Origin of the sequence: Arthrobacter sp. ok362, assembly GCF_900102785.1 — a bacterium.
Lineage (GTDB): Bacteria > Actinomycetota > Actinomycetes > Actinomycetales > Micrococcaceae > Arthrobacter.
On sequence record NZ_FNGC01000003.1, the window covers coordinates 284,819 to 310,146 of the forward strand.

Genomic DNA, 25,328 nt, shown 5'->3' on the forward strand with positions numbered 1-25,328 from the left:
CGAGGAAACCCCATTTGACACCGGTAGTGAGCCTCCACGGCGCCTCCCTGGCGTTCGGCCAACGGACTCTGTGGGAGGGCCTGGACCTGGACATCAACCCGGGTGAATTCTTTGCCGTGCTTGGTCCCAACGGCAGCGGCAAGACCACCTTCCTGAAGGTCCTGCTGGGGCTGCAGGAACTGAGCACGGGAACTGCCGTGCTCGACGGCCATCCCGTTGAGCGGGGAAGCCGCCGGATCGGCTACGTGCCCCAGCAGAAATCATTCGACCCGGATACGCCCCTGCGCGCCCGGGACCTCGTGGCCCTCGGCGTCGACGGCCACCGCTGGGGCATCCGCCTGGGCGGCGCAAAAGTGAACCGGAAGGTCGATGAGCTCCTGGAGCTCGTGGGCGCCAGCGACTACGCCAAGGTCCCGGTGGGGCAGCTCTCCGGCGGTGAGCAGCAGCGCCTGCGCGTGGCCCAGGCCCTGGCCACGGATCCCAAAGTGCTGCTGTGCGACGAGCCGTTGCTCTCACTTGACCTTCAGCACCAGCAGGGTGTCAGCACGCTGATCAACAAGCAATGCCGTGAGGCGGACAGTGCCGTGGTGTTCGTGACCCACGAGATCAACCCGATCATGGACTACGTGGACCGGGTCCTGTACCTGGCCGGCGGCCGGTTCCGGGTGGGCACGCCCGCCGAGGTCATGACCACCGAGGTGCTTTCCGACTTGTACGGCAGCCATGTTGAAGTGATCCAGGCCAACGGCCGGCTGATCGTCGTGGGGCTGCCGGATGCCGCGTCGCACCACCACGAGGACGCGCATTCAGTCGCGGGGGAGGTGGGCTGAGTGGATCTGGGCAACCTGCTGCATTCAATCTTCAATTTCGAAAACTATGGCGAGCTGCTGGTCCTGGTGCAGAACTCCATTTGGGCCGGCGCCGTCCTCGGGCTGCTGGGCGGGCTGATGGGCACCTTTGTGATGAAACGCGACCTGGCGTTCGCGGTCCACGGAATCTCGGAGCTCTCCTTTGCCGGGGCGGCGTTCGCGCTGCTGATCGGCGCGAATATTGTCCTCGGCTCGCTGGCAGGCTCGGTCATCGCAGCCCTGGTGCTGGGGGTGATGGGTGTCCGTGCACGGGACAAGAACTCGATCATTGGCGTCATCATGCCCTTCGGGCTGGGCCTGGGCATCCTCTTCCTGTCCCTGTACGAAGGCCGGGCGGCCAACAAGTTCGGCCTGCTGACCGGTCAGATCGTCTCGGTCGGAACGGTCCAGCTGCAGGTTCTTGCGGTCGTCGCCGTTGTGGTGATGCTGGTGCTGGTCGCCATCTGGCGGCCGCTGACCTTTGCCAGTGTTGACCCCGACGTCGCCACCGCCCGCGGCGTGCCGGTGCGGGCCCTGGCCCTCGGTTTCATGGTGCTGCTGGGAATCAGCGTGGCCCTGTCCATCCAGATTGTGGGCGCGCTGCTGGTGCTGGCCCTGCTGATCACGCCAGCGGCGGCCGCCCTGCGCGTCACGTCCTCCCCTCGGCTGGTGGTAACGCTGAGCATCGCCTTCGCGATGACGGCGACGGTCGGAGGCATCCTGCTGGCGCTCGGCGGCCGGCTGCCGATCAGCCCCTATGTGACCACGCTGTCCTTCCTGATCTACGTGGCCTGCCGGATGATCGGCAGTGCCCGGGCCAGACGGGGGCTCAACGGGCGGGTCGTGCGGAACGCGGCTGCGGCGGCCTGAACCGGGCTACGCGCCGGTTTGCAGCGCCGTGCATTCGGGGCACAGCCCGAAGATTTCCACCGTGTGCTCCACGGCGGTGAAGCCGTGCTCCTTCGCGATCCGCGCGGCCCAGGCCTCTACCGCAGGGGCTTCCACTTCCACGGCCTTGCCGCAGTTGCGGCACAGCAGGTGATGGTGGTGGCCGGTGACGGCGCAGCGCCGGTAGACCGCTTCGCCGTCGGCGTTACGCAGGACATCCACCAGCCCGTCGTCGGCGAGGGACTGCAGGATCCGGTAGGACGTGGCGAGGGACACCGCCGTGCCACGCTCTTGGAGGATGCGGTGAAGTTCCTGGGTGCTGACGAAGTCCGCCAGGTCGTCCAAGGCGGCACTGACGGCGACGCGCTGCTTGGTGACGCGCTGTTCCTTACCCTGCGCGGGTGCCGAGGCAGGAGTCCGGCTGCTGCCGGCGGTAGTGCCTTGGGACATCGTGGAACTCGCTTCGAAAGGATTCGCGGGTGGGACTCGCTGTGGTGTGGTGGCAAAGTCCAAGATTACCAGCGTGCAAGATTGGCAGCACCGCTCCGTGGACACCGTGACGGCTGATGCCTAGGCTGGCCGGATGAAGCTGACCAAATTCACGCACGCCTGTGTCCGCCTCGAGCAGGACGGCCGGGTGCTGGTGTTTGACCCGGGCACTTTTTCCGAGACGGACCAGGCCCTGGCCGGAGCACATGCCGTGCTCATCACCCACGAGCACGCGGACCACGTAGACGTCGACGCCGTCGCCGCGGCGTTGCAGTCGAACACTGCCCTTGAGCTTTTCGCCCCGGAGGCGGTGGCCGCGACGCTTCGCGGCAAGGTACCCGACGCCGGGAGCCGCATCCATGCGGCGGCCGCGGGCGAGGAATTTGAAACCTCGGGCTTCGCGGTCAGGACATATGGTGGCCAGCACGCCCTCATCCATCCGCAGATCCCCGTCGTTGCCAACGTCGGCTACCTCGTCGATGGCAACGTCTACCACCCGGGGGATTCCTTCGCGATCCCCGACGGCGTCGAAGTCAAGACGCTGCTTGTACCCATCCACGCCCCGTGGAACAAAGTGGGTGAAGTGGTGGACTTTGTGATCGGCGTCCGCGCACCCTTAGCCTTCCCGATCCACGACGCGCTCCTGAACGACATGGGACGGGGCCTGATTGAAGGGCATGTAACCCGGATCGGAGCGAGGTACGGCAGCGAGTACAGGCATCTCTCCAGCGGCGATTCCGTGGAGGTCTAGCCTAGGCGGGCGTACCGGCGGATGAGGCCGGCCAGACGCCGGTTTGGAAGAACTCGCGCAGCACGGCCTCGTGGGGCTCGGGTTCCAGACCGTGGGCGTCCAGCCACTCCGGGTTGTAGTAGTTCCCGGCGTAGCGGTCCCCGGCGTCGCACATGAGGGTCACAACACTGCCTTTGCGGCCCTCCTCGATCATCCCGGCGATGAGCTGCCACACGCCCCAGAGGTTGGTGCCGGTGGACGGGCCCGCGTGCAGTCCGGCATGTTCCCTCAGGTGTCGCATGGCCGCCACCGACGCGGCGTCGGGAACCTGGATCATGTGGTCGATCACGGCAGGCACAAAACTCGGCTCCATCCGCGGCCGGCCGATGCCCTCGATGCGTGAGGGCGATGCCGCCGCGGTTCCGGCAGGAGCTGTCCCGGCAGTGGCAGTCCCGGCAGCGGCGGGGATCCCGCCGTCGGGCCGGCTGTCCCGCCAACCCGGATAGAACGCGGAATTTTCCGGGTCGACGACGGCGAGCCTCGTCTCGTGGCGGTGATACCGCAGGTACCGGCCGATCGTGGCGCTGGTCCCGCCCGTGCCGGCCCCGACCACCACCCAGCGGGGGACCGGGTGCTCCTCCATCGCCAGCTGGCCGAAGATCGACTCGGCGATGTTGTTGTTCCCGCGCCAGTCCGTGGCCCGCTCGGCGTATGTGAATTGGTCCATGTAGTGCCCGCCGGTGCTGCTGGCCAGATCCGCCGCCGCCTCGTAGACCTCGGAGGCATGGTCCACCAGGTGGCACGAGCCGCCGAACTGTTCGATCAGGGCGATCTTCTCCGGGCTGGTGGTCCGGGTCATCACCGCGATGAACGGCAGCCCCAGCAGCCGGGCGAAATAGGCTTCGGAGACGGCGGTGCTGCCGCTGGAGGCCTCAACGATCGTGGTGCCTTCCCGGATCCAGCCGTTGACGAGGCCGAACAGGAACAGCGAACGTGCCAGCCGGTGCTTGAGGCTGCCCGTGCGGTGGGTGGATTCGTCCTTCAGGTACAGCTGCACGCCCCAGTGCTCGGGGAGTGGCACCGAATACAGGTGGGTATCGGCAGAGCGGTTGTTTTCGGCGTTGATTCGGCGGACGGCTTCGTCGGCCCAGGCCCGGTCCTGCTGGTGCGCGGTGTTCACCGCTACAGCCTACCGGGGGCGGCGGGGCGCCGAAGATAGAGTGGGGAAATGGACACCCTTCTCAATCCTGCTGCCCTCAAGGACCGGCTGGACGGCGGCGGCGACACCGGCCAGCGCACAGTTCTCCTCGACGTTCGCTGGGCGCTGGGCGACCCCCACGGTCAGGACCACTACCTGCGCGAACACATCCCTGGAGCCATTTTCGTGGATCTCGCCACCGAACTCGCCGGACCCGCGGAACCGCGACGCGGAAGGCATCCGCTGCCGCCGCTGGAGCAGTTCCAAGAGTCCGCGCGCCGCTGGGGCATCAACGACGGCGACGCCGTCGTAGCGTACGACGACAGCGGCAACATGGCCGCCGCCCGGCTGTGGTGGATGCTGCGCAACGCCGGCTTCCGGCAGGTTCACCTGCTCGACGGCGGCCTGGCCGCCTGGCGTGCCGCCGGGTTCGCACTTGCGGCGGGACCTGAACAGCCGGCACCTGGGAACGTCACGCTTTCCGACGGCGCCATGCCCGTGATCGACGCCGAACAAGCCGCCACCTGGGGCCGGAAGGGGCTGCTCTTGGACGCCCGGGCGGCCGAGCGATACCGCGGGGAAATCGAACCCGTGGATCCTCGCGCCGGCCATATTCCGGGCGCCGTGAGTGCCCCCACCACCGGGAACTTGCAGGCTGACGGGCGCTTTCTGGCCCCGGCGGAGCTGCGGGAGCGGTTCGAGCGGCTCGGCTACCGGCCCGGCGTTCCCACGGCGGTGTACTGCGGGTCCGGGGTGACGGCGGCCCATGAAATCGCCGCCCTCGAGACCGCGGGTTTTTCCGCTGCTTTGTACCCGGGCTCGTTTTCGGAGTGGTGCCACAGTGCCTCGAACGAGGTTGTCACCGGGGCCGACCCGTACGGTGAGGACGCGGCTACCCGCTGATGCCCCCGAAGGCGCGCCCGGTCGGGGTGCCACGCCGTGACGGGAGTTCCCGCTTCCGCGTCCGGTCACTTCGTGCTTTTCGTATCCGAGGTGTTCGTCCATCTCCGCTTCCAGGGCGTTCTCCAGGACATTTTTCGTGAGCCGGTTCAACAACCCGCCCGGGCCCACGAGGTCGATGCCCTGCTCTCTGGCCTGGGCCAGGAGCTGCTGCGCCAACTCTTGCTGATCCACATCAGTCGCCATGGATCCAGTGTTTCGCTCATGATCGGTCCTTCCCGCCAGGCACAGCCAACGTGTCAGCCCTCGCTCGTGCAGCAATCTGCCGGTGAGCGGCCCCTCGACCCGGACGGCATCCAGTTGCTTGGCACCTAGGCTGCCGGCATCTCTCTGAATTTGCCGTATCGGAGCGTTTTGGCCTGATGCCGGAGCTGGCGCCGGCGACGGGGACCCGGTTGGTCTGCGGCTGATGGACGAAGCGGAGTTCCCGGCAGAGGTGGTGCGGTGGAGTGGTAGGTGTGGCCGGTGGGGGTGGTGAGTTCGATGGTGTGCCGTGGTCCTGGGCGTGGGATGGCGGTCCAGCCGGGGGTTTCTTTGGTGTAGTTGCAGGCTTCGCAGAGTCCTGCGCCGTTGCTCTGGCTGGTGCTCCCGCCGCCGTGCCGCGGCACGATGTGGTCCAGGTGGCGGATGGGGGCGTCGCAGTAGGGGGTGCGGCAGGTGTCGTCGCGGGCCTGGATGAAACGGCGCAGGCCGGCCGGGAAGATCCGGGCGCGGGAGTCCATGGCGACGAGGTCGCCGGTGCCGGGGTGGGTGTAGAGCCGGCGGAGCCAGACGCCGAACGCGGGGTTGTCGTGGGCCGGGGCCGCCCCGCCGGGCTCGTCTCCCGGTTTAGGGGGACTGCCGGGTTCCGGGGAGCCGCCGTCTCCGGGTGGGGCCGGCGCCGTGCCGTTGATGAGGGTTCTCGCCCAGGCGGCGGGGACGATGCCGTAGCCGGGGATGCGGGCGGGTTCGCTGTCGCCCTGGAACAGGGTGCGGTCGGTCATGATGACCTGGAGTTCGATGCCGGTGATGCCGCCCGGGGTGCCGGTGGTGCGTTCAACAAGCCCGTCGGCCATGAGCTGGCCCCGGGAACGGGGGTCCCCGGCGGCACGGAGGGTGTCCGCGGACCGGGCCAGGGCGGCCTGGACGGCGACCCCTTGGGCGACCGGGAGCAGTGCGGTGAGGTAGCACATGGTGTCCGGGGCCGGGCGGAAGCTGACGTGCCGGGCGGTGGCGGCGTGCGCGGCGCGCTCGGTGACGGAGCGGGGGTCCCGCCGGTACGCGGCGGCCCGGGCAGCCGCGACCAGGGCCCGGTCACCCACCCCGGACAGCGTCCCGGCGTCGGGGGCGAGTTCGTCGTCAACGGCGGCCCGGTCGGCGGCGCTCAGGCAGGCGGTTTCGCGCACCAGCAGGGTGGCGCGCCATTCGTTGAGCTGCCCGGTTTCCAGTGCGGCGAGGGTGTGCGGCATTTCGGTGACGAGGGCTTTGGCGAGTCCCAGGAGCCGGCCGCCCTTGGCCGGGGATTCGCGCCGGGCGAGGGCGATCTGCGCGGCGACACCGGCGCCGAGCTGGTCCGTGGGCACGCCGGCACCGGCCTGTTCGCGGCGCTGGGACAGATCCAGTGCGACGGCGTGCCGGGCTTGGCGGGCGGCCATGGCGGACTTGAGGTCCTCCAGTTCCCGGATCTCGTCGATCAGTGCGGCGGCGTTGTCCGGGGCCGGGAGGCCGGCCAGGATCCGGGCCAGGTCCGGGACCGTCACAGCATTTGCTGGTGCCGAGTCTGCCGGAACCACATCGGGCCCCTGGTTGCCGTCCATGATTCAAGTGTCCCTGCGGGCTATGACATTTATGGACCGCCGGACCCGTTCAACCGCTTCGGAAGCCATCGGGGACGGTCTTGGTCCGGGTATGTCTCCCGACACGCGGCCCAGGACAACCGCTATCTGAAGACGCGTCAGCAATGTGTCCAATGCAGAGTTCAATTCTTCAAGCCGCCGGTGCTGTTCGATTAGACCGGCGCGATCCTCGGCCTCACGCAGGTCCCGGAGCGTGCGGGCGCAGAACGCGAGCAAGTCCTGGAGATCGTCGTCACCGCGCCCCGCCACTGATGAAGCCACTTCGGGCCCCTGATTGCCGTCCATGATTCAAGTGTCCTTGGGGGGTCTGACAATAAAGACCGGCCGCTCGTTGCGACGGAACCGGCGCGCAGGGCGGCTGCACCCGTCACCACGGCGGCGTTGAAGGCCGTCGTGCATATCGCCCGTGCCGAACACCCGCCGCTCCAAAGTGGAACCCACCCCGGGACCGGGGTAGCGTCAACGTATGACACCTGGACGTCCCGTACCCCCGCCCCTTGCCAAGCCGCTGCCGGATCCCGACACCACCGCGAGCACCACCGCGGGCAGCGCCGCGCAGACCGCCGGCCCCACCCTTGCCGCCGCATACGGTGCCACCGCACCGGACAGCGGACTTGTTCCCTTGACAGTGGCCCGCCGGGCACCGAAGGCGGACGACGTCGAGATCGCCATCGAATTCTGCGGACTGTGCCACTCGGACGTGCACGCCACCCGGGGCGAATGGGGCGGCGACACCTACCCGTTGATCCCGGGCCACGAGATTGTCGGCCGGGTCGCCCGGCTCGGTTCCGCCGTCGATGACTTCACGGTGGGGGAGCGCGTGGGCGTGGGCTGCATGGTGGATTCCTGCCGCGAGTGCGACAGCTGCCTGGACGGCCTCGAGCAGTACTGCGAAAACGGCCTCGTGGGAACCTACGGCGCCAAGGATGCCCGCAACGGCGGCGCCATCACCCAGGGCGGGTACGCCACGTCGATCGTGGTGGACCGCAACTATGTCCTGCGGGTTCCGGAAACCTTGGACCCCGCCGCCGTCGCGCCGCTGCTGTGCGCAGGCATCACCACGTATTCGCCCCTGAACCACTTCGAGGTCGAGGAAGGCGACGTCGTCGGCGTCGTCGGGCTGGGCGGTCTCGGCCATATGGCCGTCAAGATCGCCAAAGCCATGGGCGCCAAGGTCAAGGTCTTTACGACGTCGGAGAACAAGTTCGCCGCGGCGCGCGAGCTGGGCGCCGACGACGTCATCCTTTCCACCGACCCGGCCGCCATGGAGGCCGCGAACCGCAGCATCGAAGTCATCATCGACACTGTCGCCGCCCCGCACGACCTCAACCCCTTCTTCCGCACGCTGCGCCTGGACGGTGCGCTGTTCCAGCTGGGCCTGCCCGCGGATCCGATGCCGCCTGTCAACCCCGGGGCGCTGATCCGGCGCCGGATCGCCTACGCGGGTTCGCTGATCGGCGGCATCGCCGAGACCCAGGAGATGCTGGACTTCTGTGCCGAGCACGGCGTGGTGTCCGACGTCGAGGTGGTCGCGGCAGACCAGCTCAACGAAGCCTACGACCGCATGGTGGCGGGCGACGTGAAGTACCGTTTTGTCCTGGACGTCAGTACCCTGGGGTCCCCGGCAGAAAGGGCGGACGCATGAGCACTCTCTTCACCAAGATCATCAATGGCGAGATCCCGGGCCGCTTTATCTGGCGCGAGGACGACGTCGTGGCGTTCCTGACCATGGGCCCGCTGGCCGACGGCCACACCCTCGTGGTGCCCACCAAGGAAGTGGACCGCTGGACGGACGCCTCGCCGGAGGTCGTCAGCCGGGTCATGGAAGTTGCGCGCAAGATCGGCGCAGTCCAGGTGGAAGTGTTCGACGCCGCCCGGGCAGGGCTGATCGTGGCCGGCTACGAAATCCACCACATGCACGTCCACGTGTGGCCCTCCAACTCGATGGCGGACTTTGATTTCGGCTCGGCGGACCAGCACCCGGATCCGGCCAGGCTGGACGCCAATGCGGAGAAGCTCCGCGAAGGCCTCCGCACGGCCGGCCACGCGGAGCACGTTCCGGCCGCCTAGACCCGGCCACTCCCGGCCATCCAAGCCACTCCCGGCCGCCAAAGAACTGGCGCCGGCGCAGCGCCCCCAGGGGGTCTACGCCGGCGCCAGCACTTTGTTAAGCGCTGCCCGGATGCGCTTCTCGGACACCGAATAGGCGGTCCCGAGTTCCACGGCGAAGAGGCTCACCCGCAGTTCTTCGATCATCCAGCGCACGTGGGTTAACTCCGCCCCGGCCCGCCGCCCGGGCAGCAGCGCTGAGACGGCGTCGTCGTAGTCGTCCTCGAGGGCTTGGACAGCGGACATGTGCTGGGCGTCCCGCTGGACGTTGCCCGGCAGCTTCTCGAGGCGTTTCTCGATCGCCGTGAGGTAGCGGGGCAGCTGGCTGAGCTGGGCGTAGCCCGTGCGTGCCACGAAACCCGGATACACCAGCTGTTCGAGCTGGCTCTTGACGTCGTTGAGCGCGCTGATGAGGGCCAGGCTCGTGGTGCCCTTGAGCTGCTTTTCGATCCGGCGGGTGCTGGCCAGGATGCGTTCGACGACGGCGGTGACCGTGAAGACGGTGTCGATCAGCTCCGCCCGGACACTCTCGTACAGCGCCTTGAATGATGCCTCGTCCCACGGCAGCCCGGCCGGCGTGAGCTTGTCGATGGCGGCGAGGGCACAGTCAGCGATCAGGGCAGTCACGGAACCGTGCGGGTTCTGGCTGAACGTCAGCTTCTCGGTGTTGTTCAGGTGCTCCAGGACGTAGCGGTCCGGCGGCGGCACCTTCAGGGCCAGGAGCCTGATGACACCGCCGCGCATGGCTTCCTGCTGTTCCGACGGCGTCTGGAACAGCCGCAGCGCCACGGAAGTTCCCTCGTCCACCAGGGCCGGGTAGCCGGTGACGGTGTGACCCCCAACGCTGCCCTGGACCTGGCGCTGGAGGGTTCCGAAGGTCCAGTCCTTGAGCCCGGACATTTCCGCGAACCCGCCCGGGGCCGCCGCTGTGGCAGCCGCCAGGGCGGCCGACGGGGAAGTGCCGGCCCGTGCGGTCCGGGCGCCGTCCTTCCCGTTCCCTGTGTCCTGCCCCTGCAGACCGGCCTTCCCCTTCGCCGGTGCCGTGGTACCCGGTGTGGCACCGAGGGATTCGGCGATGGCCCGGCGGGTGGCCGGGGCCAGCCGCTCCTGCAGCGCGTTGAGGTCCTTGCCTTCATCCAGCAATTTGCCGCGGGAATCCACCACCCGGAAGCTGACCCGCAAATGCGCAGGCACGGCGTCCCAGTTCCAAGACCCCTGCGGGATGACCTGTCCGCGGATCCGGCGCAGCACCAGTTCCAGCGACGGTTCGAGCTCGTCTGTGGCGGGATCGAAATCGGCTTCCAGCGCCGCGACGGCCTGGCGGGCCACGTCCGGGGCAGGAACGAAGTTCTTCCGGATCTGCTTAGGCAGCGATTTGATGAGCGCCGTCACGAGTTCCACGCGCTGGCCGGGGATCAGCCAGCGGAACGCGGCGTCGTCGAGCTGGTTCAGGAACAGGACGGGGACCTCGGCGGTGACGCCGTCGGAGGGATTCGGCGGCGAACCGGGAGCCACGGGGTGGAACTCGTAGCTCAGCGGCAGTTCGAAGCCCTTGTGCAGCAGGGTCTTGGGGTAGGCCGAGTCGTCCAGAGCTGCGGCGTCCTCGCTGATCAGCAGAGACTGGTCGAAGTCGAGCAGCGTGGGATCCTGCTGCCGCGCGTCCTTCCACCACTTGTCGAAGTGTCGCTCCGAGACGACCTCCGCGCCGATCCGGGCGTCATAGAACTCGAACAGCGTCTCGTCGTCCACCAGGATGTCCCGGCGGCGCATCCGGGCCTCGAGCTCCTCGACTTCGTGGAGCAGTGCGCGGTTGCGGTGGAAGAACTTGTGGTGGGTTTGCCAGTCGCCTTCAACCAGGGCATGGCGGATGAAGAGCTCGCGGCAGAGCTCGGGATCCACCTTGCCGTAGTTGATGCGCCGGCTCGGGATGATGGGCACGCCGTACAGGGTGACCTTTTCGTGGGCCATCACCGCGCCCATCTTCTTGGACCAGTGCGGTTCGCTGTAGCTGCGCTTGACCAGGTCGGGGGCGACCTGCTCGGCCCAGAACGGATCGAACTTCGCCGCCACGCGGGCCCAAAGCCGGCTCGTCTCCACGAGTTCGGCGGCCATGACGAAGGTAGGTGACTTCTTGAACAGTGCCGAACCCGGGAAGATCGCGAAGCGGCTGCCGCGGGCACCGGCGTACTCGCGCTTGCGCTCGTCGAGGATGCCGACGTGGCTCAGCAGCCCTGAGAGCAGGCTGATGTGGATGCCGTCGTGGTTGCCCACCGGATCGGCAAGACGTTTGTTGTCCAGGCTGATGCCCAGCGGGCGGGCCAACTGGCGGAGCTGGGCGAACAGGTCCTGCCACTCCCTGACCCGCAGGTAGTTGATGAACTCGTTGCGGCAGAGCCGGCGGAACGCTGTGGAGGACAGTTCCTGCTGTTTCTCCTGCAGGTAGTTCCACAGGTTCAGGTAGCCGGTGAAGTCCGAGTTCTCGTCCCGGAAACGGGCGTGCTTCTCGGCAGCGAGCTGTTGCTTGTCGGTTGGGCGCTCGCGCGGGTCCTGGATGGTCAGCGCAGCAGCGAGGATCATGACTTCGCGGACGCAGCCGCGTTTGCCGGCCTCCACGATCATGCGGCCGAGCCGCGGGTCCACCGGAAGCTGGGCAAGCTGCTGCCCGACGGCGGTGAGTCCGCCACCGTTTCGCCCGCCGCCGTTTCGTCCGCCACCGTTTCGCCCGCCGCCGTTTCGTCCGGCAGCCGCGCTGGCCGGCCGCCGGCCGGGGCGGCCGGCGCCGTCGTCCGCCGGTTCCTGGGCCCGGGCGGGGCTGAGGGCGCCGAGTTCGCGCAGGAGGCTGACGCCGTCATTGATGGCGCGCGAATCCGGCGGCTCGACGAAGGGGAAATTCTCCACGTCCTTCGGTCCGCGGGCCACGCCCATGGCGGTCATCTGCAGGATGACGGCCGCGAGGTTGGTGCGCAGGATCTCCGGGTCCGTGAACAGCGGCCGCGATTCGAAGTCCTCCTCGGAGTAGAGCCGGATAGCGATTCCGTCGGAGACACGGCCGCAGCGGCCCGAGCGCTGGTTGGCCGAGGCCTGGGAGACGCGCTCGATCGGCAGGCGCTGGACCTTGGTGCGGTGCGAGTAACGCGAGATGCGGGCCGTGCCGGTGTCGATCACGTACTTGATGCCGGGCACCGTCAAGGACGTTTCGGCGACGTTCGTGGCCAACACGATCCGGCGTTTACTGCCGGGGTGGAAGACCTTGTGTTGCTCCTGCAGGCTCAGCCGGGCAAACAGCGGCAGAACCTCGGTGCCGGCCAGCCGCCGGTTGGACTGGATGCGGGCGTTGAGGGCCTCCGCCGCATCCCGGATTTCGCGCTCGCCGGAGAAGAAGATGAGGATGTCGCCGTGGGCTTCCAGGGCGAGCTCGTCGACGGCGTCGCACACCGCATCGAGCGGGTCGCGGTCCTCCTCGAGTTCGTCGTCCGCGGCTGCGCCTTCTCCGTCTTCGGCGCCAGCGCCCGCGCCGCCGGCGGGCTGGGAGAGCGGGCGGTAGCGGATCTCCACCGGATAGGTCCGGCCCGACACCTCAATGATGGGGGAGGGCTCTTCCTCGCTGCCGAAGTGCTTGGCGAAGCGCTCCGGATCGATGGTGGCCGAGGTGATGACGATCTTCAGGTCCGGGCGCTGCGGCAGGATCCGCTTGAGGTAGCCGAGGATGAAGTCGATGTTGAGGCTGCGCTCGTGGGCCTCGTCGATGATGATGGCGTTGTACTTGCGCAGCAGCTTGTCGCGCTGGATTTCCGCCAGCAGGATGCCGTCGGTCATGAGCTTGACCTTGGTGGACCGGCTGACCTCGCCGGTGAAGCGGACCTGGAAGCCCACTTCCTGGCCGATCTCGACGCCGAGTTCCTCCGCGATGCGCTCGGCCACAGTGCGGGCCGCGAGCCGGCGGGGCTGGGTGTGGCCGATCAGCCCGTTCTCACCCAAGCCGAGCTCGAGGCACATCTTGGGGATCTGGGTGGTCTTACCCGAGCCCGTCTCGCCGGCGATGATGGTCACCTGGTTGGCCGCGATGGCGGCCATCAGATCTTCGCGGCGCTCGGAAACCGGCAGCTCGGCGGGGTAGGAAATATGCAATGTCATGGCTGGAGACAGTCTACTGGGGCGGACTGTCCACTGGGGTGGCGACGGCGGCTGTCCAGTCCGGCTGTTCCGGTCAGTTGTCCGGTCCCGGCGCATGTTGAGGGCCCGGCTGGATGAGCCGGGCCCGTGGTGTGTGCGCGGACTTAGAAGATCCGCAGGGTGTAATTGACGCTCGGCAGGTCCCGGGCCATCCAATACTCTTCCGAGCGGACGGGCGGGGTGTGGCCGAGGCCGTCTTTCCGCAAGGCGGAGATGGTGGCTGCGAGGCCGGCAATGATCAGGATGATTACGGCGATTCCGAGGAGTTCCATACCTCTATGGTTCTCCGGTCCCCGAACTAAAAAAAGTGGCAGAAATGACCAAAAAGCTATAATTTCTGCCACACTGGAAGCATGATCAAATCAGTGGCAATGATCGTGGTTCCCAACTTCTCGATCTTCGAGTTCGCGACGGCCTTCGAGGTCTTCGGCATAGACCGCTCGGACCGCGGAAACGGCGTGCCCGCCTTCGATTTCCGCGTCTGCGCCCCGGAGCCGGGCGACGTCCCGCTCAAATCCGGGCTGACCATGCACGTCGGACTCGGGCTGGAAGCGGCTGCGGACGCAGACCTGGTGGTGATGGCGCCGTACGGCCGGGACGAGGACGTTCCTGAATCCGTCCTGGAGGCGCTGCAGGCTGCCCATGCCCGCGGTGCCTGGGTGATGTCCATTTGTTCCGGCGCCTTCGCCCTGGCTCGGGCGGGCCTGCTCGATGGCCGCCGCTGCACCACGCACTGGCATTACTCCCAGGAACTGGCCAGCCGGTACCCTGCTGTCCTGGTGGATGAAAACGTCCTCTACGTCGAAGATGGCCGGATCATCACGAGTGCCGGCACGGCCGCGGGGATCGATGCCTGCCTGCACCTGGTCCGCATTGAGTTCGGCGCCAAGGTGGCCGCCGCCATCGCCCGGGACATGGTGGTCCCGCCGCACCGGGACGGCGGCCAGGCCCAATACATCGACCGGCCCATTCCGCAGTGCGGCTCGGAGCCCATGGAGCAGCTGCTGCAGTGGATGGTCCGGCATCTGGACGAGGAACACGCGGTCAACGAACTGGCTGCCCGGGTCCATATGTCGCCGCGGACGTTTGCGCGACGCTTCCGCGCGGAAACGGGGGCCACCCCGGCGGCCTGGCTCAATTCCCAGCGGGTGCTGCGCGCCCAGGAACTGCTGGAGAGCACGGAGCTCAATATCGACGAAGTCGCGAGGGAGTCCGGTTTCGGGCATTCGGTCCTGTTGCGGCACCACTTTGCAAAGGCGCTGGACACCAGCCCTCAGTCCTACCGGCGCACGTTCCGGGGGCAGCTGGCTACGGCATGACGGCCCCCGCAGATAGGGCCCCGGCCCGTTCCGGGGGCAGCTGGCTACGGCATGACGGCCCCCGCAGATAGGGCCCCGGCATAGGCGGCGGCTAGCCAAGGCCCGGCGGTGCCGACTCCTCGGCCGCGGCCCGGGCGCATTCGACGAGGTCGCGCCACGGACCCGTCAGGGCACGCTCCGGCAGGATCGCCCGGCGTTGATCGGCCCGGATGCTGTACATGAACCGGTCCGGCTGCCCGGTTGTCCCGCTGATCCCAACGACATCGTCCCAGGGGCAGGCCTCGATCAGCGGCTGCCACCGGTCAGTGTCCTCCGGCGGCTCGGGCCGGACGGTCCACGTCCTTTTCATTCCGGCCACGCCGCCACTGCGCTGGACAGTTATCTTCATCGGACTCGGATCTCAATTGGACTCGATCTGCAGGGGCTTGGCTTATCGTCTGGCTCCCGGGAACTTTACTTTCACAGTTTCCCACGCGGAGCGCACGGCGTCATGCTCCTTGGAATCCTCCCCGAAAAGCTCCTTTGCAGAGGCGGCAGTGGCCTTGGCGAAGGCGCCGAACGTGGCGGTGGGGGAGAGCGTGCCGCCCGTCAACGTCTCGTACCAGATCCGTCCCGGCGCGTCCCAGGCATTGCCGCCGAGGCCCGTGGCAACCAGGCAGAACGCGCGGTTGGGGATTCCGGAGTTGATGTGCACGCCGCCGTTGTCCGCGGCCGTGCGCACGTAGCCGTCCATCGAGTCCGGCTGCGGGTCCTTGCCGAGCACGTCGTCGTCGTACGCCGTTCCGGGAGCCTTCATGGAACGTAAAGCGGCCCCCTGCACTTGATCCGTGAAGAGGCCTTCGCCGATCAGCCAGCTTGCCTCTGCCGTCGACTGTTTCCGGACATACTGCTCAACGAGAGCACCGAAGACATCGGACATCGATTCGTTCAGCGCGCCGGCCTGATTGCGGTAGGCCAGCCCGGCGGAGTACTGGGTCACGCCGTGGGTGAGTTCGTGCCCGATGACGCTCAGGGATTTGGTGAACCGCTCGAAGACCTGGCCGTCGCCGTCGCCGAAGACCATTTGCTGGCCGTCCCAGAACGCGTTGTCGTACAGGCGGCCGTAGTGGACCGTGGCATCAAGGTGGAGACCCTGGCCGTCAATCGAATTCCGTCCGAAGGCTTCCGCGTAGAGGCGGTGGGTGTGCCCCAGCCCGTCATAGGCCTCATCGGCGGCGGGATCGCCGGTGGGCGGTTCGCCTTCTTTGCGGACCACGCTGCCGGGCAGCTGCTCGGCGGACTTGGCGTCGTAAACCGTCCGCTCCGGCGGGGACGGCTTGAGTTCCCGTATGCCCGGATGTCTGCCGGGCCCGGGCACTGCGCGGGAGGCCTGGAAGCTCGGGACGTGCTGCAAGGCTTCCTTTGCCGCGCGGGCGGCCCTGGAGAGCTCGGGCTCGCGCTGCGCGGCCAACCGGCGGAGCAAATAGGGCGGAACGATGGAACAGTACGGAGTTGGAAAGAACATGTGAGACCCCCTTCACGCTTCGGAGCGGGCAGGGTAGTCCGCCACCGATGGAAACAGCCTACGAGGGGGCACCGACAATGGGCAGGGGCAAAGCCGCCGGTTTTCCGCGTTCTTTCGGCGGGGTTCTTCGGAATGCTTCGGTTGAGGGTGATTTCTCGAACATGCAAAAACCCCGCCGTTTCAGTGAAACAGCGGGGTTTTGTTGGCAGAGCCAATATTTTGTGCCCTCGATAGGATTCGAACCTACGACCTTCTGCTCCGGAGGCAGACGCTCTATCCCCTGAGCTACGAGGGCATCCAGGGATCCTGCCGTTACCGGCGGGACGTCCTAGAGCTTAGCAGGAAGGTGGCCTCCAACGGAAAATCGGCACACATTTGTGGAGTCGAGGTGGGGTCAAGCGCATCTTAAGTGCGGGGTCAAGTGCGTGTCGAGTCCCGCGAATTTGGCCGGACCGCTCAGTAGCCGGCGAAGAAATCCACATGGACCCGGCGGGCGCCCGCGCCACGAGCCGCGGCCCGCAGCGAACGCACGCTGGCGGGCGAGCCGGAGACGAAGACTTCCCGGCCGCCGATGTCGGGGACCAGCTCTTTGAGGGCCGCCGCGTCAATCCTTCTGGCGCCTGCGTCGTGCATGAAGGCCGGCGGCGCCGAACCGTCGGCAAGCCGGGCCAGGATGCGCGCCCCGGAGTGCTGCAGTTCCTCGGCGTATCCGAGTTCGGCGGCATTTTTTGCCAGGTACAGCAGGACAACGTCGCGGTTCCCGGCTGGGCTTCCGGCTGAGTCCCCGGCCGAGTTCCCGGCTGGCACCGCGGCTAGCTGGGCCATGTAGGGGGTGATGCCGATTCCGGCCGCGATGAGCAGCAGGGGGGTTGCCGGGTCCTGGGGCAGGAGGAAATCGCCGTGCACCGTGGTGGCGGTGAGCCCGTCGCCCGGGGCAAGGGCCAGCAGCGAGCGCTTTGCTGATGAAACCGGCTCCGCCGTCCCCACCCCGATTGTCAGCAGGGGTGCGGATGGCGGGCTGGTCAGGCTGAACACGCGCCGGATTCCCTTCCCGTCACCCTTGCCGGGCGCTTTGTCGGGGGCATCGCCGCGGGCCGTGTCTGGAGGCAGGTGCAGTTCCAGAGACTGTCCGGGAGTGAAGCGCACCGGTCGCTCCGGGCGGAAGCTGAATTCAGTCGTCGTGGGCGTCAGCGGACGGCTGGCGACGAAGCGCAGCCGGACCCCGCCGCGCTGTCCAACAGCGAAGGCAAGCGCGTTGCCCACCAGCAGCGCCAGCTCGGGGGAGTTGGCCACAAAGCCCAGGTTGTAGGGGACAGCGAACAGCACCCCGACGACGGCGGCCAGCGCCAGTTGCTGCCAGCGCCGCGGGGGCAAGGTGAGAGGCTCGGTGAGCATGAACCCGACGAAGAACAACACCGGGCGCTGCGCGAGCGGCTGCCACAGAGCCTCGGAAAGCTCCATGCCGGCCTGGAGCAGGTCCGCGGCCACGATGGACACGGTGACCACGGTGAACACGGCAGCCATGGCGAACTTCCTGGTCCGGTAGAGCACCAGCAGCACCCCCGGCAGCACAAGCCAGAGCATCGCCGGCGTCGCCGCCCACCACGTGGCAATGTTGAGCCCGGTCAGCCCGGCGAGAAATGCGCCCGCCGCGGCTGGATTGAAGATGTGGCGGCCGCGCCAGGCCAGCGCATACTTCGAGGCCGAGGCCACGACGCAGGCCAGGGCGACGCCGGCGAGCTCCGCCAGCTGGAGCCCTTGTGTCAGCTGGCTGGGCCAGAAAAGGAAATACAGCAGCAGGCCGGTGATGAGCGAGGATTCCGTGTGCGGGCGCACGTGGAAGAGTGCGGCCAGCGCCTGGTTGGAGGCGTACGTCAAGCCAAGGCACAGGGCCAGGTGAGCCAGCATTTCCGGCAGCCCGAACGTCAGCCAGCCCAGCACATTGAGCAGCAGGCTGTACCCGGCCAGGACAGCCAGGACCCCCAGCACCAGCCGGTACATGGTGAGCCGGCCCAAGGCGGTGTCCAGCCTCGAGCCAAGTGCAGTGGTGGCGATGGCAGTCATGAAAACAGGGCCCCCTCAAAATCGGCTGAATATTCCGCGTGCCCGTCCGAATAGGCCGTGAGCCAGGCGAAATCGAACTCCTGCTCCAGCCGCGGACCGTCGACAAAGAACAATGCGGTGGCGAGCGCATCGGCCACCATCGCGGACCCGGCCATGGCCCAGCTGGCGACGACGCTACGCACCGGCGCTCCCGTGGTGCCGTCCAGGACATGATGGAACCCGTCGCCCCAGGCCCGCCGGTTGGCGGCGGAAGCGCAGAGGGCCCCGGCCCCCAGCTGGACGGTGCCGATTGCCCGGGTGGGATCGTAGGGGTGCTCGAGGGCAACAACCATCGGATCCGGCCCCGGGTTCAGCAGGTCCCCGCTGGCATCGATGAAGTGCTCGGCGCAGCCGCCGTCCCGGAGCTGGGCGGAGAGCAGATCGGCCAGCTGCCCCTTGCCGGCCGCGCCGACGTCGATCACAACCGGAGCCGTGGTTGTCAGCGCGGTGCCCTGCCAGTCCAGCACATCCTCCCAGTGCGGCGCGTGAAGAGGCGCACCGCCCGGGCGCAGGGTGTAGTTGGCACCGTAGCCCAGGCGCTCCAGGCTCCCGCCGATCAGCGGAGTCATTGCACCGCCGGTGAGCCTGTACAGCGTGCCGTACAGCTCGCCCAGGGCGGCCGCCTCGGCGGGCAGCTCAATGCGGCCAGGCGTTCGGGCGGCGTTCGCAATCAGCGAGTCGGGCCGGAACCGGGACCACGCGGCGTCGTACTTCTCCACCGTGGCGAGCAGCCCGCGGCGGTGCTCGCCGGACAGGCGGGACGGCGTGGAAATCTCCCAGCGGGTCCCGATCCCGTCAAAGCCGAAGTGCGTCCAGCCAGGATGCGGCACGATTCCTCTGTCCCAGCCGGGCTATTGGGCCTGTGACTTGATCTTCGCCACGGCCTCGTTGAAGCCGCCGCTGGTCAGCGAGGATCCCGCAACTTTGGAAACCTGGAGCTCGTCCAGCTTCTTGCCAACAATCTGGGCCTGGATGCCGCTGGCGAACTCGCCCTGGAACTTGCGGGTGTTCGGATTCGACGGGTGCTGCGTGATCCGCACATCGGACACCGTTCCGCCGGCCAGCGTCAGTTCCACGCCGACGGTCTCAATGCCGTTGGGGGAGGTGTAGTTCCCGTCGGCACTGTACGTGCCGTCCTTGTAGGAACCGGTGCCGGCGGACCCGGACGCCGGCGGCGCGGCCGCGGCGGACTGCGGCTGCACCGCAGGGGCACAGCCAGCCGCGGTTCCGGCCACGGACAGGCCGGCAAGGCCGACCAGGACGCTCTTACGGAAGGCGGTAGTCATACGGGCTCGATTCTTTGCGGGGATCGGACAGTGGGGATCGGACAGCGAACAATGTGGAGGCGCTGACACGGTTGAAGACGTTGATTTCAGGGTAACGGTTCACCCTTGGTGCAAGGCATTGAAGGGCTGGGATTTCCTTGGCCCTTCCCGGAGCCTTCCCCGGAACCTGACCCCAACCGTCATGCCGGGCGCCAGATTCCGCCACACCACGGGCCCACGGGTAGGCTGGAAGTGTGACCCCAGAAGAACTCTCCCTCGCCATATCCGCCTGCCTGAAGGCCGCTGTCGCAGCCGGTGACATAGCCCTTTCCGCAGCCGACATCCCGGATGAGGTGCGTGTCGAACGCCCGAAGAACAGGGACCACGGGGACTGGGCCACCAACGTCGCCCTCCAGCTGGCCAAGAAGGCAGGCACGAACCCGCGGGAGTTCGCGTCTGTCCTGAGCGCCAGGCTCAAAACTATCGACGGCGTGTCCGCAGTGGACATCGCCGGCCCAGGCTTCCTGAACATCACCGTGGACGCTGCCGCCGCCGGTACCCTCGCCAAGGCAATCGTCGAGGCGGGTGCCGCCTACGGCACTAACACCGCGCTCGCCGGGCACGTGGTCAACATGGAGTTCGTCTCGGCCAACCCCACCGGCCCGCTGCACATCGGCCACACCCGCTGGGCCGCCCTCGGCGACGCGATCGCCCGTGTCCTCCGGGCCTCAGGTGCCGACGTCACGGCCGAGTACTACATCAACGACGCCGGTTCCCAGATGAACGTGTTCGCGAACTCCGTGTTCGCCAGGCTGCACGGCCGGGACGTGCCCCAGGGCGGCTACCCGGGCCAGTACATCGCAGACCTCGGCCACGAGGTGCTCACCGAGCACCCGGACATCCGCGAACTCACCGAAGTGGCGGCCCTGCCGGTGATCCGGGGCGCCGCATACAAGGCGCAGATGCACGACATCAAGCAGACGCTGGCCGAGTTTGGCGTCGACTTCGATGTCTACTTCTCGGAGCAGGAGCTCCACGACGCCGGCGCGATCGAAGACGCCGTCGCCCGCCTGCGCGAACAGGGCCACGTCTTCGACGACGACGGCGCGGTCTGGCTGCGCACCACAGACTTCGGCGATGACAAAGACCGCGTGATGGTCCGCGCCAACGGTGAGCCGACCTACTTCGCCGCCGACGCCGCCTACTACCTGTCCAAGAAGGACCGCGGCTACACCGAGAAGATCTACCTCCTCGGCGCCGACCACCACGGCTACATCAATCGGCTCAAGGCCATCGCGGCCGCCGCCGGCGATGACCCCGAGGTCAACATCGAGGTCCTGATCGGCCAGTTGGTCTCCGTCAACGGCGCCAAGCTGTCCAAGCGCGCCGGCAACATCATCGAGCTCAAGGACCTCATCTCCTGGCTCGGCAAGGACGCCGTCCGGTACTCACTCGCCCGGTTCCCGGCCGATTCGCCGCTGACGCTGGACCCGGACCTGCTGAAGAAGCACAGCAACGAAAACCCGGTGTTCTACGTCCAGTACGCCCACGCCCGCTCCCGCGGCGCCGCCCGCAATGCAGTGGCCGCAGGCGTCGAGCGCCGTTTGGACGGCAAAGACAGCTTCAACGCCGCCCTGCTGGAACATCCCACCGAAAACGAGCTGCTCTCGCATCTGGGCAGCTACCCCTCGATCGTGGCCAAGGCCGCCGAGCTGCGCGAGCCGCACCGCGTGGCCCGCCACCTCGAGGTCATCGCCGGCGCCTACCACCGCTGGTACGACGCCTGCCGCGTGGCGCCCCAGGGCGAGGAACCCATCACCGACACCAACCGCACCCGGCTGTGGCTCAACGACGCCACCAGCCAGGTGCTGGCCAACGGACTGGAACTGCTGGGCGTCTCGGCGCCGGAACGGATGTAACCGCCATGACGTCAAAACCCAAACAGCAGGCAAACCCAGGACAGCCCGCAAACTCAGGATTGCCGGCCGACGCCCGCAACACCGGCACTGCAGGCTCACCGCTCGCGCCGGGCTGGCTTGAGGTCCCTGCCGACCTCAATGCCCTCCACGAGCCGCTGTGGGCGGACGGTGTCGCGCGGAACGACGCCGGCGAGCTCACCATCGAGGGGCTGACGGTCAGCGAGCTGCAGCGCCAGTACGGCACGCCGCTGTTCGTGCTGAGCGAGACCGACTTCCGGGCCCGGGCCCGGGCGTTCAGCGACGCCTTCAACGATGCCTTCGCCGATATTTGCGGGGGAGTGGACGTCTACTATGCCGGCAAGTCCTTCCTGTGCACCTCCGTGGTCCGGTGGGTCGAGGAAGAGGGGCTCCGGCTGGACACCGCGTCCGGCGGGGAACTCGCCGTCGCCTCCCGCGCCGGCATCCCCGGCGCCGACGTCGCCCTGCACGGGAACAACAAGTCCGACGGCGAAATCCACCGGGCCCTGGACATGCAGCTGGGCCGGATCGTGGTGGACAGCCTCGACGAGCTCGAACGCGTCGCGGCGATCGCCGCCAACCGGGGCGACACTGCCCGGGTCATGCTGCGGCTGACCCCCGGAGTGCACGCCCACACCCACGAATTCATCGCCACCGCCCACGAGGACCAGAAATTCGGCCTCTCCATGGCCGGCGACTCCACCGACCAGGCCGGGCTGTCCGCCGCAGAGGAAGCCGTGGCCGCGGCGACCCGGCACGCGAGCATCGAGCTGCTGGGCCTGCACTGCCACATCGGCTCCCAGATCTTCGAACCGGACGGCTTCGCGTTGGCAGCGGAGAGGCTGCTGGACTTCCTGGCAGCAATGCAGTCGAAGTACTCCATCGAGCTGCCCGAACTTGACCTCGGCGGCGGCTACGGGATCGCCTACACCCCTGTTGACACCCCGCGCCCGGCTGCGGAGATCGCGCAGGCGATGGCCGCCGTCGTCCGTTCCAAGTGCGCCGCGCTCGGGATTGCCGCCCCCCGGATTTCGATCGAACCGGGCCGCGCGATCGTCGGAAGCACGACCTTCACGCTGTATGAGGTCGGCACGCTCAAGACCGTCCGCGTGGATTCCCCGGGCTCCGGGGCCACCGGTGGCGCCGCGGCCGGCCAGAAAGCCGGCGAGGACGTTACGTACCCCCGCCGGTATGTGTCGGTGGATGGCGGGATGAGCGACAACCCCCGGCCGGTGCTGTACGACGCGGATTATTCGGCGATTCTCGCCTCGCGGAGCTCCGATGCGGCGCCGCAGCTGTCCCGAGTAGTGGGCAAACATTGCGAGAGCGGCGACATAGTTGTTAGAGATGTATATCTGCCCGAGGACGTGGCAGCCGGTGATCTGCTTGCTGTACCGGGGACCGGCGCCTACTGCTGGGCCCTGTCAAGCAACTACAACTATCTGGCCCGGCCGGGCGTAATCGCTGTCAGCGACGGATCTGCCCGGCTCATTGTCCGCGGGGAAACCGAAGAAGATTTGCTCAACCGCGACATGGGAGTCTGAATGACCGAATTGCGAACCCTGAAAGTGGCCCTGCTGGGCTGTGGCAACGTTGGGGCCCAGGTTGCGCGGATTCTCATTGACGACGCCGAAGCCCTCGCCGCGCGCACAGGCGCCCGCCTGGAACTGCAGGGCATCGCGGTGCGCAACCTCGATGCCGAGCGCGACGTCGAGCTGCCGCAGGAGCTGTTCACCACTGACGCCGAAGTCCTCGTCAAGGACGCAGACGTCGTCATCGAGCTCATGGGCGGGATTGAGCCGGCCCGGACGCTGATCCTGACTGCCATGCGGCACGGTGCCTGTGTTGTCAGCGGCAACAAGGCGCTCCTGGCCCAGGACGGTCCCACGCTGTACGAGGAAGCGGACAAGGCCGGGGTGCAGCTCTCTTACGAGGCAGCGGTGGCCGGCGCCATCCCCATCCTGCGGCCCATTCGCGACAGCCTGTCCGGCGACCGGATCACCCGGGTGCTCGGGATTGTCAACGGCACCACCAACTTCATCCTCGACCAGATGGACTCCACCGGCGCGCAGTTCGCCGATGCGCTGGCCGAGGCCCAGCGCCTGGGCTACGCCGAAGCCGACCCCACTGCCGACATCGAAGGCTACGACGCCGCCGCCAAGGCCGCGATCCTTGCTTCACTGTCCTTCCACACGCGGTTCTCCCTGGAAGAGGTCTCGTGCGAGGGCATCACGTCGGTCACCGCAGCGGACATCGCCGCCGCCAAGGAGGCCGGCTTTGTCATCAAGCTGCTCGCGATTGCCGAGAAACTCGATGACGAGGACGGCAAGACCGGCGTATCGGTCCGGGTCCACCCCACGCTGCTGCCCCGCGAACACCCCCTCGCCGCCGTCCGTGGTGCGTTCAACGCCGTCTTCATCGAAGCCGAGAATGCCGGCGAGCTCATGTTCTACGGCCAGGGCGCAGGCGGCACCCCGACGGCGTCCGCAGTGCTGGGTGACCTCGTGTCCGCGGCCCGGCGCATTGTCCTCGGCGGGCCCGGCAGGACCGAAACCACCACGGGGTACGTGCCCGCGCTGCCCATCGATGCAGCCGTTACCAGCTACTACATCGGACTCGACGTGGCGGACCAGCCCGGCGTCCTGGCCCGGATCGCCCAGCTCTTCGCGGAGCACGGCGTGTCCATTGAAATCATGCGGCAGACCATCCACCGCGATGCCGACTCCAACGTGGAGTCGGCCGAACTGCGGATCGTGACACACCGTGCACGCGAAGCCGCGCTTGCAGCAACCGTCGAGGCCGTCAGGCGCCTGGACGTCATCAATTCCGTCACATCCGTACTCCGGGTAGAAGGAGTCTAAGTGGCTCACCAATGGCGCGGTGTCATCCGCGAATACGCTGATCGTCTTCCTGTCACGGAAGCCACTAAGGTCATTAGCCTGGGCGAGGGCGGCACCCCGCTCGTGCACGCCCGCCACCTCTCCGAGCTGACCGGCAGCACCGTCTACCTCAAGGTCGAAGGCATGAACCCGACCGGTTCCTTCAAGGACCGCGGCATGACCATGGCCATGACGGCAGCGGTGGACGCCGGCGCCAAGGCCGTGGTCTGCGCCTCCACCGGCAACACCTCTGCGTCCGCCGCGGCCTACGCGACGGCGGCCGGGCTGCAGTGTGCGGTGCTGGTTCCCGAGGGCAAGATCTCCATGGGCAAGCTCAGCCAGGCAGTCGCGCACGGAGCCACTTTGCTGCAGGTGGACGGCAACTTCGACGACTGCCTCGACATCGCCCGCAAGCTCGGCGAGTCCTACCCGGTATTCCTGGTCAACTCCGTCAACCCGGCCCGGATCGAAGGCCAGAAGACGGGTGCCTTCGAAGTGGTGGATTCGCTCGGCGACGCCCCGGATTTCCACGTGCTTCCGGTGGGCAACGCCGGCAACATCAGCGCGTACTGGAAGGGCTACAAGGAGTACGCCGCGGCGTTTGAGTCGCCCACCGCAGGGTCGCTGCCTGCCGTGTCCACCAAGACCCCTGTCATGTGGGGCTTCCAGGCCGCAGGGGCGGCGCCCTTCGTGGCCGGCCACCCGATCACCGAGCCCGACACCATTGCCACGGCCATCCGGATCGGCAACCCGGCCTCCTGGGACACCGCCGTGGCGGCCCGGGATGAATCCGGCGGCGTAATCGAGGCCGTTACGGACGAGGAAATCCTGTCCGCACACCGCTGGCTCTCCGCCCGGGAAGGCGTCTTCGTCGAGCCCGGCTCTGCTGCCGGCGTCGCCGGACTGATCAAAAAGCACGCGGCCGGGGAAGTGCCGGCCGGCAAGACGATCGTGATCACCGTGACCGGTCACGGCCTCAAGGACCCGCAGTGGGCCCTGCGCACCGAGGACGGCAGCGACGTGCAGCCGGTCAAGGTCTCCAACGACGTCGTCACCGTCGCCGCAGCACTGGGACTGGAAGAAAAATAACG

General features: G+C 67.7%; 21 protein-coding genes, 1 tRNA gene and 1 pseudogene. 11 read left to right on the top strand and 12 right to left on the bottom strand.

The features are described from left to right. Positions 1 to 14: 14 nt before the first annotated feature. Positions 15 to 830 (top strand): metal ABC transporter ATP-binding protein, encoded by an 816-nt coding sequence (locus tag BLQ10_RS05800; protein WP_091559446.1) that lies wholly within the window; start codon positions 15 to 17, stop codon positions 828 to 830. Further along, a complete protein-coding gene (locus BLQ10_RS05805; RefSeq protein WP_091559448.1) occupies positions 831 to 1,718 on the top strand; it encodes a metal ABC transporter permease in 888 nt (295 codons plus the stop codon). A 6-nt stretch (positions 1,719 to 1,724) separates the two neighbouring features. Here BLQ10_RS05805 and BLQ10_RS05810 read toward each other — a convergent pair whose 3' ends face one another. Then, positions 1,725 to 2,186, bottom strand: coding sequence for a Fur family transcriptional regulator (locus tag BLQ10_RS05810; protein WP_091559451.1), 462 nt, complete (start codon positions 2,184 to 2,186; stop codon positions 1,725 to 1,727). A gap of 133 nt (positions 2,187 to 2,319) precedes the next feature. Between BLQ10_RS05810 and BLQ10_RS05815 the strand changes: the two genes are divergently transcribed. Then, positions 2,320 to 2,976: an MBL fold metallo-hydrolase gene (locus tag BLQ10_RS05815; RefSeq protein WP_091559454.1), complete on the top strand. Its 657-nt coding sequence runs from the start codon at positions 2,320 to 2,322 to the stop codon at positions 2,974 to 2,976. A 1-nt stretch (position 2,977) separates the two neighbouring features. Here BLQ10_RS05815 and BLQ10_RS05820 read toward each other — a convergent pair whose 3' ends face one another. Continuing rightward, positions 2,978 to 4,135 carry a PLP-dependent cysteine synthase family protein gene (locus BLQ10_RS05820; RefSeq protein ID WP_091559456.1) on the bottom strand — a complete coding sequence of 386 codons (1,158 nt, stop codon included), beginning with the start codon at positions 4,133 to 4,135 and terminating at the stop codon, positions 2,978 to 2,980. Positions 4,136 to 4,183: 48 nt separating this feature from the next. Here BLQ10_RS05820 and BLQ10_RS05825 point away from each other — a divergent pair, with 48 nt between their 5' ends. Continuing rightward, complete coding sequence (locus BLQ10_RS05825) at positions 4,184 to 5,056, top strand: sulfurtransferase (protein ID WP_091559459.1); 873 nt, start codon at positions 4,184 to 4,186, stop codon at positions 5,054 to 5,056. A gap of 33 nt (positions 5,057 to 5,089) precedes the next feature. Here BLQ10_RS05825 and BLQ10_RS05830 read toward each other — a convergent pair. Beyond that, a pseudogene (locus BLQ10_RS05830) lies at positions 5,090 to 5,299 on the bottom strand (transposase); the annotation flags it as partial. A gap of 125 nt (positions 5,300 to 5,424) precedes the next feature. After that, complete coding sequence (locus BLQ10_RS05835; RefSeq protein WP_091559462.1) at positions 5,425 to 6,909, bottom strand: HNH endonuclease; 1,485 nt, start codon at positions 6,907 to 6,909, stop codon at positions 5,425 to 5,427. A 505-nt stretch (positions 6,910 to 7,414) separates the two neighbouring features. Here BLQ10_RS05835 and BLQ10_RS05845 point away from each other — a divergent pair. Beyond that, complete coding sequence (locus BLQ10_RS05845) at positions 7,415 to 8,593, top strand: NAD(P)-dependent alcohol dehydrogenase (RefSeq protein ID WP_091559466.1); 1,179 nt, start codon at positions 7,415 to 7,417, stop codon at positions 8,591 to 8,593. After that, positions 8,590 to 9,018 (top strand): HIT family protein, encoded by a 429-nt coding sequence (locus tag BLQ10_RS05850; protein WP_091559468.1) that lies wholly within the window; start codon positions 8,590 to 8,592, stop codon positions 9,016 to 9,018. Before BLQ10_RS05845 ends, BLQ10_RS05850 begins: the two co-directional genes overlap by 4 nt. A gap of 75 nt (positions 9,019 to 9,093) precedes the next feature. On the opposite strand, the gene hrpA is transcribed toward BLQ10_RS05850, so the two are convergent. Beyond that, positions 9,094 to 13,191: an ATP-dependent RNA helicase HrpA gene (gene hrpA / locus BLQ10_RS05855; protein ID WP_091559471.1), complete on the bottom strand. Its 4,098-nt coding sequence runs from the start codon at positions 13,189 to 13,191 to the stop codon at positions 9,094 to 9,096. Positions 13,192 to 13,334: 143 nt separating this feature from the next. After that, positions 13,335 to 13,502: a hypothetical protein gene (locus BLQ10_RS22310; protein ID WP_175558492.1), complete on the bottom strand. Its 168-nt coding sequence runs from the start codon at positions 13,500 to 13,502 to the stop codon at positions 13,335 to 13,337. An 81-nt stretch (positions 13,503 to 13,583) separates the two neighbouring features. Between BLQ10_RS22310 and BLQ10_RS05860 the strand changes: the two genes are divergently transcribed. Next, positions 13,584 to 14,549 (top strand): GlxA family transcriptional regulator, encoded by a 966-nt coding sequence (locus BLQ10_RS05860; RefSeq protein WP_091559474.1) that lies wholly within the window; start codon positions 13,584 to 13,586, stop codon positions 14,547 to 14,549. A gap of 91 nt (positions 14,550 to 14,640) precedes the next feature. On the opposite strand, the gene BLQ10_RS05865 is transcribed toward BLQ10_RS05860, so the two are convergent. From BLQ10_RS05865 to BLQ10_RS05890, 6 genes are all read right to left on the bottom strand, one after another. Continuing rightward, complete coding sequence (locus BLQ10_RS05865) at positions 14,641 to 14,937, bottom strand: protealysin inhibitor emfourin (protein WP_091559475.1); 297 nt, start codon at positions 14,935 to 14,937, stop codon at positions 14,641 to 14,643. A gap of 42 nt (positions 14,938 to 14,979) precedes the next feature. Continuing rightward, complete coding sequence (locus BLQ10_RS05870) at positions 14,980 to 16,053, bottom strand: M4 family metallopeptidase (RefSeq protein WP_091559478.1); 1,074 nt, start codon at positions 16,051 to 16,053, stop codon at positions 14,980 to 14,982. A 222-nt stretch (positions 16,054 to 16,275) separates the two neighbouring features. Beyond that, positions 16,276 to 16,348: transfer RNA gene (locus BLQ10_RS05875), tRNA-Arg, on the bottom strand. A 161-nt stretch (positions 16,349 to 16,509) separates the two neighbouring features. Further along, on the bottom strand, positions 16,510 to 18,117 hold the full coding sequence (locus BLQ10_RS05880; protein WP_091559480.1) for an FAD-dependent oxidoreductase: 1,608 nt from the start codon (positions 18,115 to 18,117) through the stop codon (positions 16,510 to 16,512). Next, on the bottom strand, positions 18,114 to 18,986 hold the full coding sequence (locus BLQ10_RS05885) for an FAD:protein FMN transferase (RefSeq protein WP_091559481.1): 873 nt from the start codon (positions 18,984 to 18,986) through the stop codon (positions 18,114 to 18,116). Before BLQ10_RS05885 ends, BLQ10_RS05880 begins: the two co-directional genes overlap by 4 nt. A 21-nt stretch (positions 18,987 to 19,007) precedes the next feature. Next, positions 19,008 to 19,442, bottom strand: coding sequence for an FMN-binding protein (locus BLQ10_RS05890; protein WP_091559484.1), 435 nt, complete (start codon positions 19,440 to 19,442; stop codon positions 19,008 to 19,010). 233 nt (positions 19,443 to 19,675) lie between these two features. Here BLQ10_RS05890 and argS point away from each other — a divergent pair, with 233 nt between their 5' ends. The 4 genes from argS to thrC are packed head-to-tail and all read left to right on the top strand — an operon-like array spanning position 19,676 to position 25,326. After that, positions 19,676 to 21,340 (top strand): arginine--tRNA ligase, encoded by a 1,665-nt coding sequence (gene argS, locus BLQ10_RS05895; RefSeq protein WP_091559487.1) that lies wholly within the window; start codon positions 19,676 to 19,678, stop codon positions 21,338 to 21,340. 5 nt (positions 21,341 to 21,345) lie between these two features. After that, complete coding sequence (gene lysA / locus BLQ10_RS05900) at positions 21,346 to 22,902, top strand: diaminopimelate decarboxylase (RefSeq protein ID WP_254785408.1); 1,557 nt, start codon at positions 21,346 to 21,348, stop codon at positions 22,900 to 22,902. After that, positions 22,903 to 24,219, top strand: coding sequence for a homoserine dehydrogenase (locus tag BLQ10_RS05905; RefSeq protein ID WP_091559492.1), 1,317 nt, complete (start codon positions 22,903 to 22,905; stop codon positions 24,217 to 24,219). It abuts the gene before it with no gap. Beyond that, a complete protein-coding gene (gene thrC, locus BLQ10_RS05910; protein ID WP_091559494.1) occupies positions 24,220 to 25,326 on the top strand; it encodes a threonine synthase in 1,107 nt (368 codons plus the stop codon). It begins immediately after the preceding gene. Positions 25,327 to 25,328 lie beyond the last annotated feature (2 nt).

What these genes read in the sequence shown, in the direction of transcription:
- BLQ10_RS05845 (WP_091559466.1), top strand. Translation starts at nt 7,415, where the DNA reads ATGACACCTGGACGTCCCGTACCCCCGCCCCTTGCCAAGCCGCTGCCG.
- BLQ10_RS05870 (WP_091559478.1), bottom strand. Translation starts at nt 16,053, where the DNA reads ATGTTCTTTCCAACTCCGTACTGTTCCATCGTTCCGCCCTATTTGCTC.
- lysA (WP_254785408.1), top strand. Translation starts at nt 21,346, where the DNA reads ATGACGTCAAAACCCAAACAGCAGGCAAACCCAGGACAGCCCGCAAAC.
- BLQ10_RS05905 (WP_091559492.1), top strand. Translation starts at nt 22,903, where the DNA reads ATGACCGAATTGCGAACCCTGAAAGTGGCCCTGCTGGGCTGTGGCAAC.
- BLQ10_RS05815 (WP_091559454.1), top strand. Translation starts at nt 2,320, where the DNA reads ATGAAGCTGACCAAATTCACGCACGCCTGTGTCCGCCTCGAGCAGGAC.
- BLQ10_RS05850 (WP_091559468.1), top strand. Translation starts at nt 8,590, where the DNA reads ATGAGCACTCTCTTCACCAAGATCATCAATGGCGAGATCCCGGGCCGC.
- hrpA (WP_091559471.1), bottom strand. Translation starts at nt 13,191, where the DNA reads ATGACATTGCATATTTCCTACCCCGCCGAGCTGCCGGTTTCCGAGCGC.
- BLQ10_RS05825 (WP_091559459.1), top strand. Translation starts at nt 4,184, where the DNA reads ATGGACACCCTTCTCAATCCTGCTGCCCTCAAGGACCGGCTGGACGGC.
- BLQ10_RS05810 (WP_091559451.1), bottom strand. Translation starts at nt 2,186, where the DNA reads ATGTCCCAAGGCACTACCGCCGGCAGCAGCCGGACTCCTGCCTCGGCA.
- BLQ10_RS22310 (WP_175558492.1), bottom strand. Translation starts at nt 13,502, where the DNA reads ATGGAACTCCTCGGAATCGCCGTAATCATCCTGATCATTGCCGGCCTC.
- BLQ10_RS05880 (WP_091559480.1), bottom strand. Translation starts at nt 18,117, where the DNA reads ATGACTGCCATCGCCACCACTGCACTTGGCTCGAGGCTGGACACCGCC.
- BLQ10_RS05890 (WP_091559484.1), bottom strand. Translation starts at nt 19,442, where the DNA reads ATGACTACCGCCTTCCGTAAGAGCGTCCTGGTCGGCCTTGCCGGCCTG.
- BLQ10_RS05860 (WP_091559474.1), top strand. Translation starts at nt 13,584, where the DNA reads ATGATCAAATCAGTGGCAATGATCGTGGTTCCCAACTTCTCGATCTTC.
- BLQ10_RS05865 (WP_091559475.1), bottom strand. Translation starts at nt 14,937, where the DNA reads ATGAAGATAACTGTCCAGCGCAGTGGCGGCGTGGCCGGAATGAAAAGG.
- BLQ10_RS05835 (WP_091559462.1), bottom strand. Translation starts at nt 6,909, where the DNA reads ATGGACGGCAACCAGGGGCCCGATGTGGTTCCGGCAGACTCGGCACCA.